This is a genomic window from Georgenia sp. 311, assembly GCF_006151955.1.
GTDB classification, from domain to species: domain Bacteria; phylum Actinomycetota; class Actinomycetes; order Actinomycetales; family Actinomycetaceae; genus Oceanitalea; species Oceanitalea wutianyii.
This window is the reverse complement of sequence record NZ_VDFS01000040.1, coordinates 26,426-35,538: the sequence shown is the minus strand read 5'-3', so window position 1 is coordinate 35,538 and position 9,113 is coordinate 26,426. Positions and strand designations below refer to the sequence as shown.

The following is a 9,113-nucleotide window of genomic DNA, read 5'->3' as shown; positions in this document are numbered from 1 at the left end:
CGTGCGGCGCGCGGCCGGCCGTGCACCGGCCGGCCGCGCGCCGTTCGACGACGAGGCGACCTGAGGGTCAGACCGGGCTGATGCCCAGCGAGCGGCCGGCCAGGCCGCGGGCGCGCCGGCTGAGCGTGCGGGCGATGCCGCGCAGCGCCTCGGCCGCGGGGGAGGTGTCGTCCAGGACGAACGGGCGGCCGGAGTCCCCGCCCTCGCGGAGCTTCATCTCCAGCGGGATCTGGCCGAGCACGGGCACCTCGTAGCCCAGGCCCGCGGTGAGGTTCTCGGCCACCTGGCGTCCGCCACCGGAGCCGAAGATCTCCATGCGGGTGCCGTCGGGCTGCTCGAGCCAGGACATGTTCTCGATGACGCCGACGACGTGCTGGTTGGTCTGCCCGGCGAGCGAGCCGGCCCGCTCGGCGACCTCGGCCGCCGCGCTCTGCGGGGTGGTGACGACGATGATCTCGGCGCCCGGCAGGAGCTGGCCGACCGAGATCGCGATGTCGCCGGTCCCGGGCGGCAGGTCGAGGAGGAGGACGTCGAGGTCGCCCCAGAAGACGTCGGCGAGGAACTGCTGCAGCGCGCGGTGGAGCATCGGGCCGCGCCAGACGATCGGGCGTCCGGGCGGGGCGAACATGCCGATGGAGATGACCTTCACGTCGCCGGCGACCGGCGGGAGGATCATGTCGTCGACCTTCGTCGGCGCGTGCTCCACACCGAGCATGCGGGGGATGGAGAAGCCGTAGATGTCGGCGTCCACGACGCCGACCTTGAGGCCGTCGGCGGCCATCGCCGCGGCGAGGTTGGCGGTCACCGAGGACTTGCCCACCCCGCCCTTGCCCGAGGTCACGGCGTAGACGCGGGTGAGGTTGCCCGGCTCGGAGAAGGGGATGGTCGGCTCGGCGACCCCGCCGCGCAGCTGGGAGCGCAGCTCCTTGCGCTGCTCCTCGCTCATGACACCCATGTCGACGCGGACGTCGCCGACGCCCTCGACGCGCTGGGCGGCGGCGGTGACCTCGTTGGTGATGGTCGTGCGCAGGGGGCAGCCCGCCGTCGTGAGGTCGATCCCGACGACGACGTCGCCGTCGTCGGCGACCTCGACGGAGCGGACCATCCCCAGCTCGGTGATGGGGCGGCGGATCTCGGGGTCGAGGACCTTGTCCAGCTCGCTACGGATCGCTTCGACGGTGGGGGCAGACATACCTCCCATGGTAGGTCGCCCCCGCATCGGGTCATACCGGGCCAAAGGTCCGGGTGGCTCGCGTCTCCCGCGTTTCCGGGAGGTGTCCGCCGTCCGCTACCTGGCGGGGTCGCGCTCCTCGTCCTGCTGGCGCAGCTCCTCGATGAGGTCACGCAGCTCCGAGCGCACGAAGTCGCGGGTGGCGACGTCGCCGAGGGCGAGGCGCAGCGAGGCCAGCTCCCGCGCGAGGTACTCGGTGTCCGCGAGGTTGCGCTCGGCGCGTCGGCGGTCCTGCTCGGCGGTCACCCGGTCCCGGTCGTCCTGCCGGTTCTGCGCCAGGAGGATGAGCGGCGCAGCGTAGGAGGCCTGGAGCGAGAGCATGAGCGTGAGCGCGGTGAAGCCCAGGGCCCCGGAGTCGAAGCGCAGGCTCTCCGGTCCCCACGTGTTCCACACCAGCCACACCGCGACGAAGACGGTGAGGTAGACGAGGAAGCGGGGGGTGCCGGTGAACCGGGCGATCCCCTCGGACACCGAGCCGACCATCTCGGAGTCGACCCGCGGGCGGCGCCAGCGGCGGCGGGGGTCGATCGGGGTGTCGAGCCGGTCAGCCATGGGCACTCCTCGTCATCGCGGTGTCGGTGTCCTCGGTGTCGGCGTCGCGCCAGTCCTCGGGCAGCAGGTGGTCCAGGACGTCGTCGACGCTCACCGCCCCGAGCAGGCGCCGCTCGTCGTCCACGACCGGCAGGGCGGTGAGGTTGTAGGTCGCGAGCAGCCGGGTGACCTTGCCGATCTCGTCGTGCGGGCCGAGGGACTCGATGTCGGCGTCGAGGATCGTCCCGAGCTGGACGGCGGGGGACTCGCGCAGCGCCTTCTGGATGTGGACGACGCCGACCAGCCGCCCGGTCGGGGTCTCCAGGGGCGGACGCACGACGAAGATCATCGTCGCCAGGGCGGGCGGGACGTCCACCCGGCGCGCGCTGGCGAGCGCGACCGCGACGGTCGACTCCGGCGGCAGGATGAGCGGCTCGGTGGTCATGAGACCGCCGGCGGTGCGCTCCTCGTAGCGCAGCAGGCGGCGCACGTCCTCGGCCTCCTCCGGCTCCATGAGGTCGAGCAGCGAGCGGGCGACGTCCGGCGGCAGCTCGTTGACGAGGTCGGCGGCGTCGTCGGGCTGCATGACGTCCAGGACGTCGGCGGCGCGGTGCGCGTCCATGCTCGAGACGATGGCGACCCGGTCGTCGTCGCTCAGCTCCTCCAGGACGTCGGCGAGGCGCTCGTCGGTGAGCTCGGCGGCGACCGCGAGCTGCCGGTCCACCGGCAGGTCGTGCATGACGTCGGCGACGTCGGCGGGCTTGAGGTCCTCGATGGTCGCGAGGAACGACGTCGCCGGCTGGGGCTCGCTGCCGCCCACGAGGTCGACGAGGTCGCCGACCTCGACGACCATCTGCTCCCCGCGCCGCCGGCGCAGGCCGCGCGTCTGCGTCGTGCGCGCGACGAAGAGCTGGGTGACGAGCCAGTCGCGGTTGCGCTGCTGCTCGATGGCGACGTCGGAGACGATGACGTCCCCGCTCCCGTCGGCGAGGGTGAGCCGCCGGTCGACGAGCTGGCCGAGGACGAGCGTCTCGCTCGCCCGCTGGGAGAAGCGGCGGATGTTGAGCAGCCCGGTGGTGATGACCGCCCCGCCGGAGATGCCCACGACCCGGGTGAGCGGCAGGAACACCCGCCGCTTGCCCGGCACCTCGACGACGAGCCCCACCGCGCGCGGCGGGTTCTTCGTCCGCAGGAGCACGACGACGTCGTGCACCTTGCCGACCGGGTCGCCGAGGGGGTCGAAGACGGGGGTCCCCGCCAGTCGGCCGACGAAGACGCGGCTGGGTGCCGACCTGCTCACTGGAGTACTCACGCGGCCAGCCTAGAAGCAACGACGAGGACGTGCTGCGGGGCCGACGCGCGGGGACGTGCGTAGCGACGGCGTCGCGGAGGAGAGACAATCGGGCCATGGCCTTCAGCAGCAGCAGGGGCGGGGTCCCGACGACCCCCACCCTGCCCACCGGTGTGCAGATCGCGTCATTCGACACCTACCTCGAGGCACAGCGTGCCGTCGACCTCCTGTCCGACAAGGAGTTCGAGGTCCAGCGCACGACGATCGTCGGAACCGACCTGCGCATGGTCGAGCGCATCACCGGTCGCCTGTCCTACCCGCGGGTCGCGCTCGCGGGCGCCATGTCCGGCGCGTGGTTCGGCCTGTTCGTCGGCCTGCTCTTCGGGCTGATGTCCGACGGGCCCATCCTCGTCATGCTCCTTCCGGCGCTCGTCATCGGTGCCGCCTTCGGGATGCTCTTCGGGCTCGTGTCCTACGCCTTCACCGGCGGCAAGCGGGACTTCACCTCCTCCAGCCAGGTCGTCGCCGGCAGGTACGCGCTGCTGTGCGAGCAGAGCCGGGTGGGGGAGGCGGTGCGCCTGCTCGGCGAGGCGGGGATCCGCACCCGGGTCGGTGGCCCCGGCCCGACCCAGCCCGTGAGTGGGCCCACCACGGCGCAGCCCGTCGGGGCGCCGCCGTGGAGCGAGCCCCAGCAGCCCCAGCAGGCAGGTCCGCCGCCGGCCGCGCCGCCCGGCGGTCCCGGCGCGGGGCAGCCGCCCGCCGGTGAGCAGCCCGCGGAGACGACCGTCCCCGCCGCCCCGACCTTCCGGCCGTGGGAGGACGAGCACGGCAACCCCCGGTACGGACGCCGGCTCCCGCAGCGACCGACGGACGGTGAGGAGAACCCTTCATGAGGGTTCCGCCTGTCCTCCTGTCGACGTCGTCGTGCTACCCGAGCAGCACCGAGGAGTCCTTCGCCGCGGCCGCCCGCATCGGCTACGACGGGCTCGAGGTCATGGTCTGGAAGTGGCCGGAGACCCGTGACGCCCAGGCGCTGCGCGCGCTGTCGGAGACCTACGGCCTGCCCGTCCTGGCGATCCACTCCCCGACGCTCCTGCTCACCCAGCGGGTGTGGGGCTCGGACGCGTGGGGCAAGATCGACCGCTCGGTGGCGCTCGCGGAGGGCGTCGGCGCGGAGGTCGTCGTCGTCCACCCGCCCTTCCGGTGGCAGCGCGAGTACGCGAGCGGCTTCGTCGAGGGGATCGCGCGACGCCAGGCCCGCACCGACGTGCGGATCGCGGTGGAGAACATGTTCCCGTGGAAGGCGCGCGCCAAGGACGACAGCCGGACCAAGGAGCGCCACGCCTACCTGCCGCACTGGAACCCGCTCGGGCTGGACTACGAGTACGTGACCCTCGACCTGTCGCACGCCGGCATCGCCGGGCAGGACTCCCTCGAGGTGGCGCACCAGCTCGGCCCGCGCCTCGGGCACATCCACCTCACCGACTCCACCGGGTCCAACCGCGACGAGCACCTCGCTCCCGGCCGGGGCTCCCAGCCGTGCCGAGAGCTGCTCGCCGAGCTGCCCGGCCTCGGTTTCACCGGCTCGATCGCCGTCGAGGTGACGACCCGCAAGATGGGTCCCGCGCAGCGGGAGGCGGCGCTCGTGGAGTCGCTCGCCTTCGCCCGGGAGAACCTCCCCAGCTTCGCCTGAGGGCTAGGTGTGCCGGCGGGGCGTGAGGCTCCCGAAGCGGACGGTGAGCAGGTAGAGCACCGCGCCGAGCAGGAGCATCCCGAGCCCGAGCAGCCACACCTGCAGCGACTGCTGGCTCAGCAGCACGCCGCACGTGACGAGCGCGAGCACCGGCAGCACCCGCGGGGTGCGGAAGTGGGCGTGCCCGACCCGGTCCTTGCGCAGCACGAGCACGGCGAGGTTCGTGCTGACGAAGACGACGAGCAGGAGCAGCACGACGGTCTCGGCGAGCATGCCGAGGTCCCCGACGAGGGTGAGGGCGGCGGCCACGGCCGTCGTCACGACGATCGCGAGCCACGGGGTGCGCCGCTGGGGGAGCACGGCGGTGAGCGCCGCGGGGAGCAGTCCCTCGTCGGCCATGCCGTAGGCGAGCCGGCTGGCCATGATCATCGTGAGGAGCGCGCCGTTGGCGACGGCGACGAGCGCGACGGCCGAGAACGCCCAGTCCGGCACCCCGACGCCGGTGGTGCGCACGACGTCGAGCAGAGGGCTCTCGGACCCGGCGAGGTCGCCCGTCGGCACGACGAGCGCCGAGCCGAGCCCGATGAGGGCGTAGACGACGCCGGCGACCCCGAGCGCGGCGAACAGCGCCCGCGGGTAGACCCGGCTGACGTCCTGGACCTCCTCGGCGACGTTCGCCGACACCTCGAAGCCGACGAAGGAGTAGAACGCGAGCAGCGCGCCGCCGAGGACCGCCGAGCCGGCGCCCGTCCCCGGAGGCAGGTCGGTGAGCCGCGACGCCTCGCCCGCACCCCCGGCCACGGCTATCCCGACGACGACGACGACGAGGACGAGGCCGGAGACCTCGATGATCGTCATCGCGACGTTCGAGCGGACCGACTCACGGATGCCCCGCGCGTTGAGCAGGGCGAGCAGGACGAGGAACACCGGGGCGGCGAGCGCGGCCGGGACGTCGAGGAAGACGCCGAGGTAGTCGCCGGTGAACGCGATGGCCAGGCCGGCGGCGCTGGTGACCCCGGCCGCGAGCATGGAGAAGCCGACGACGAAGGAGACGACCGGCCGCTTGAAGGCGCGCTGGGCGAAGACGGCCGCGCCCCCGGCCTTGGGGTACTTCGTCACGAGCTCGGCGTAGCTCGCGGCGGTGAGCAGCGCCATGACGAGCGCGAGCACGAGGGGCGCCCACATGAGCCCGCCGGAGCGCTGGGACAGCTCGCCGGTGAGCGCGTACACCCCCGCCCCCAGGACGTCGCCGAGGATGAAGAGGAACAGGAGCCAGGGGGTGATGCGACGCGCGAGGCGCGTGCTGTCCACGGAGTCGACGGCCATCGGCACAGGATCGGGGTGCCGGGCCGTGGCGGCAACCGGTGAGCCAGGTCACCACCTCCGGGTGCGGGCGCCCGGGCCCGGTGCCATGGTGGCGCCATGAGCGAGAACACGACGAACCCGTCCGAGAAGCCCTACGACCCGGCCGAGGACCCCGACGCCGACCCGAAGCAGCTCGAGCACGAGGAGCCCTTCGACCAGCCCTCCCAGGCGGAGGGCGAGGACACCCCCGAGGCCGGGAGCCCGCGCTGACGTGCGGGCGCTGACCTGGCAGGGGCGCGAGGACGTCCGCGTCGAGGACGTCGCCGACCCTCGGATCGAGAGGCCCACCGACGCCGTCATCCGCATCACCTCCTCCGCCATCTGCGGCTCCGACCTGCACCTGTACAGCGTGCTCGGTCCGTTCCTCACCCCCGGTGACGTCCTGGGGCACGAGCCCATGGGCGTCGTCGAGGAGGTCGGCTCCGAGGTGACGTCCCTGCGGCCCGGGGACCGCGTCGTCGTGCCGTTCGTCATCGCGTGCGGCCGGTGCTGGATGTGCAGCCGCGGGCTGCAGTCCCAGTGCGAGACCACGCAGGTGCACGAGCACGGCAAGGGCGCCTCGCTCTTCGGGTACACGATGCTCTACGGGCAGGTCCCGGGCGGGCAGGCGGAGTACCTGCGGGTGCCGTTCGCCGACGTCGGCCCCGTCGTCGTCCCCGACGACGGCGAGCCCGACGAGCGCTACCTCTACCTCTCCGACGTCGTCCCCACGGCGTGGCAGGGCGTGGAGTACGCCCAGGTGCCGCCGGGCGGGACGGTCGTCGTCCTCGGGCTCGGGCCGATCGGGCAGATGTGCGCCCGCATCGCCCTGCACCGCGGCGCCGGGCAGGTCATCGGCGTCGACCTCGTGCCCGAGCGGCTGGAGATGGCCCGCCGGCACGGCGTGCTCACCATCGACATGCGCGGGGTGGACGACGTCGCCGAGGCCGTCCGCGAGCTCACCTCGGGCCGCGGGGCCGACTCCGTCATCGACGCCGTCGGCATGGAGGCGCACGGCTCGCCCGTCGCCGCCGGCATCCAGGCCGGTGCCGGGCTGCTGCCCGACGCCCTCGCCCGCCCGCTGTTCACCAAGGCCGGCGTCGACCGGCTCGCCGCGCTCCACACCGCGATCGACGTCGTGCGCCGCGGCGGGACCATCTCGCTGTCCGGCGTCTACGGCGGCGCCCAGGACCCGATGCCGATGCTCGAGATGTTCGACAAGCAGGTGACGATGCGGATGGGTCAGGCGAACGTCCACCGCTGGATCGAGGACCTCCTGCCGCTCGTCAGCGACCCGGCCGACCCGCTCGGGGTGCTCGACCTGCGCACCCACCGGATCGCGCTCGAGGACGCCCCGCGCGGGTACGACATCTTCCAGCGCAAGGACGACGGGGCGATCAAGGTGGTCCTCGACCCCGCGATGGCCCCCTCCGGCGGGGACGAGGCGGCCCGGTGAGGGTCGCGGTCGTCGGCGCGAGCGGCAACGCGGGCACCGCCCTGCTCCACGCCCTGCGCGGCGAGCAGGGCATCGAGGTCGTCGGCATCTCCCGGCGGGCGCCGGACTCCACCGCCGAGCCGTACGACACGGTCGTGCGGTGGGAGCAGGTCGACATCGCCACCCCCGTCGCGCTCGCGGAGGGGGAGGACTTCGTCGTCGACCGGCTCGCCGAGGCGTTCGAGGGGGCCGACGCCGTCGTCCACCTCGCCTGGCTCATCCAGCCCAACCGGCAGCGCGAGGTCCTGCGGCGCGCCAACGTCGACGGCACCCGTCGCGTCGTCGAGGCGTGCCGCCGCGCCGGGGTGGGGCACCTCGTCGTCGCCTCCTCGGTGGGGGCCTACTCCCCGGTGACCGACGACGAGCCGCGGGAGGAGTCGTGGCCCGCCCAGGGCAGCGCACCGACCTCGCACTACGCGGTCGACAAGGCCGCCCAGGAGCGGGTGCTCGACGAGGCCGAGGAGGCCGGGCTGGCCGTGGCGCGGGTGCGCCCGGCGCTCATCTTCGACGCCGACGCCGGGGCGGAGATCCTCCGGCTGTTCGTCGGGGCGCTCGTGCCCCCCGGGATGCTGCGGCCCGGCGCCCTGCCGGCGCTGCCGCTGCCCGCGGGGCTGCGCCTCCAGGTGGTCCACGGCGACGACCTCGCCGACGTCTACCGCCGGATCCTGCTCCAGCGGGCGACCGGCGCGTTCAACGTCGCGACCGACCCGGTGCTGCGCGGCCAGGACCTCGCCGACGTCCTCGACCACGGCCGGGTGCTGCCCGTGCCGGCCTCGGTGCTGCGCCCGATGGTGTCCCTCGCGTGGCAGGCCCACGCCGTCGCCGCCGACCCCGGCTGGCTCGACATGGCCCTTCGCGTGCCGGTGATGGACGCCTCGCGCGCCCGCCGCGAGCTCGGCTGGGAGCCGCGGGTGGGGGCGCAGGACGCGCTGCGCGAGCTGCTCGTCGGCATGGCCGAGGGGCAGGGCACCGCGAGCCCCCCGCTGCGCCCGCGGGAGAGCTGGCCGCGCGACCAGCAGCCCCCAGGTGCCGTGCACCCCGACGGGCTGCTCGGGCGCGAGGACGACTCCCCGGCCCACCGCGTGCCGGCCCACCTGGAGCGCGACATCCTCGGGCTCTACCTGTCCGACCACCTCACCGGCGCGACCGCTGGCCTGGAGCGCGCCGAGCGGATGTCCGCCGCCTACGCCGACACCGACGTGGGGGAGGACCTCGAGCGGGTCGCGCTGGAGATCCGTGAGGAGCGCGAGCTGCTCAAGGACCTCATCGACTCCCTCGAGCTGCGCCGTCGGCCCTACCGTCAGGCGGCCGCGTGGCTCGCCGAGAAGGCCGGCCGGCTCAAGGTCAACGAGCGGCCCGAGGGCTCACCGCTGACGCCGCTGCTCGAGTCCGAGCTCATGCGCAGCGCCGTCATGGGCAAGCTCGGGCTGTGGCAGGTGCTCACCGAGCTGTCCGACGACCTCGGGCTGCCCGCGCCGCTGTTCGAGGCGCTCGCCCAGCAGGCGCGCGACCAGGCCGCCACCTACGA

At 73.9% G+C, this 9,113-nt stretch carries 9 protein-coding genes; 5 read left to right on the top strand and 4 right to left on the bottom strand.

Features of this window, described 5'->3' with window-relative positions; translation table 11 throughout:
• Positions 1-67: 67 nt before the first annotated feature.
• The 3 genes from FHE66_RS08480 to FHE66_RS08470 all read right to left on the bottom strand — a co-directional run bounded on the left by FHE66_RS08480 (position 68) and on the right by FHE66_RS08470 (position 3,074).
• A complete protein-coding gene (locus FHE66_RS08480) occupies positions 68-1,201 on the bottom strand; it encodes an Mrp/NBP35 family ATP-binding protein (protein ID WP_139072535.1) in 1,134 nt (377 codons plus the stop codon).
• An 87-nt stretch (positions 1,202-1,288) separates the two neighbouring features.
• Complete coding sequence (locus FHE66_RS08475; protein ID WP_139072534.1) at positions 1,289-1,783, bottom strand: DUF1003 domain-containing protein; 495 nt, start codon at positions 1,781-1,783, stop codon at positions 1,289-1,291.
• Entirely contained in the window at positions 1,776-3,074 is a 1,299-nt protein-coding gene (locus tag FHE66_RS08470; protein ID WP_139072533.1) for a magnesium transporter MgtE N-terminal domain-containing protein, read from the bottom strand. The genes FHE66_RS08475 and FHE66_RS08470 overlap by 8 nt, the downstream gene beginning before the upstream one ends.
• Positions 3,075-3,169: 95 nt before the next feature.
• Here FHE66_RS08470 and FHE66_RS08465 point away from each other — a divergent pair, with 95 nt between their 5' ends.
• Both FHE66_RS08465 and FHE66_RS08460 read left to right on the top strand, forming a co-directional pair.
• Entirely contained in the window at positions 3,170-3,946 is a 777-nt protein-coding gene (locus FHE66_RS08465) for a general stress protein (protein WP_139072532.1), read from the top strand.
• Entirely contained in the window at positions 3,943-4,746 is an 804-nt protein-coding gene (locus FHE66_RS08460; protein WP_139072531.1) for a sugar phosphate isomerase/epimerase, read from the top strand. Before FHE66_RS08465 ends, FHE66_RS08460 begins: the two co-directional genes overlap by 4 nt.
• A gap of 3 nt (positions 4,747-4,749) precedes the next feature.
• Here FHE66_RS08460 and FHE66_RS08455 read toward each other — a convergent pair whose 3' ends face one another.
• Positions 4,750-6,072 carry an APC family permease gene (locus tag FHE66_RS08455; RefSeq protein ID WP_139072530.1) on the bottom strand — a complete coding sequence of 441 codons (1,323 nt, stop codon included), beginning with the start codon at positions 6,070-6,072 and terminating at the stop codon, positions 4,750-4,752.
• Positions 6,073-6,168: 96 nt separating this feature from the next.
• Here FHE66_RS08455 and FHE66_RS15495 point away from each other — a divergent pair, with 96 nt between their 5' ends.
• From FHE66_RS15495 to FHE66_RS08445, 3 genes are all read left to right on the top strand, one after another.
• Positions 6,169-6,321, top strand: coding sequence for a hypothetical protein (locus FHE66_RS15495; protein ID WP_168202732.1), 153 nt, complete (start codon positions 6,169-6,171; stop codon positions 6,319-6,321).
• Between the two features lies 1 nt (position 6,322).
• Positions 6,323-7,546, top strand: coding sequence for a zinc-dependent alcohol dehydrogenase (locus FHE66_RS08450; RefSeq protein ID WP_139072529.1), 1,224 nt, complete (start codon positions 6,323-6,325; stop codon positions 7,544-7,546).
• Positions 7,543-9,113, top strand: a 1,571-nt coding sequence (locus tag FHE66_RS08445) for an NAD-dependent epimerase/dehydratase family protein (protein ID WP_139072539.1), incomplete at its 3' end; no start/stop codon positions are given. The genes FHE66_RS08450 and FHE66_RS08445, both read left to right, overlap by 4 nt.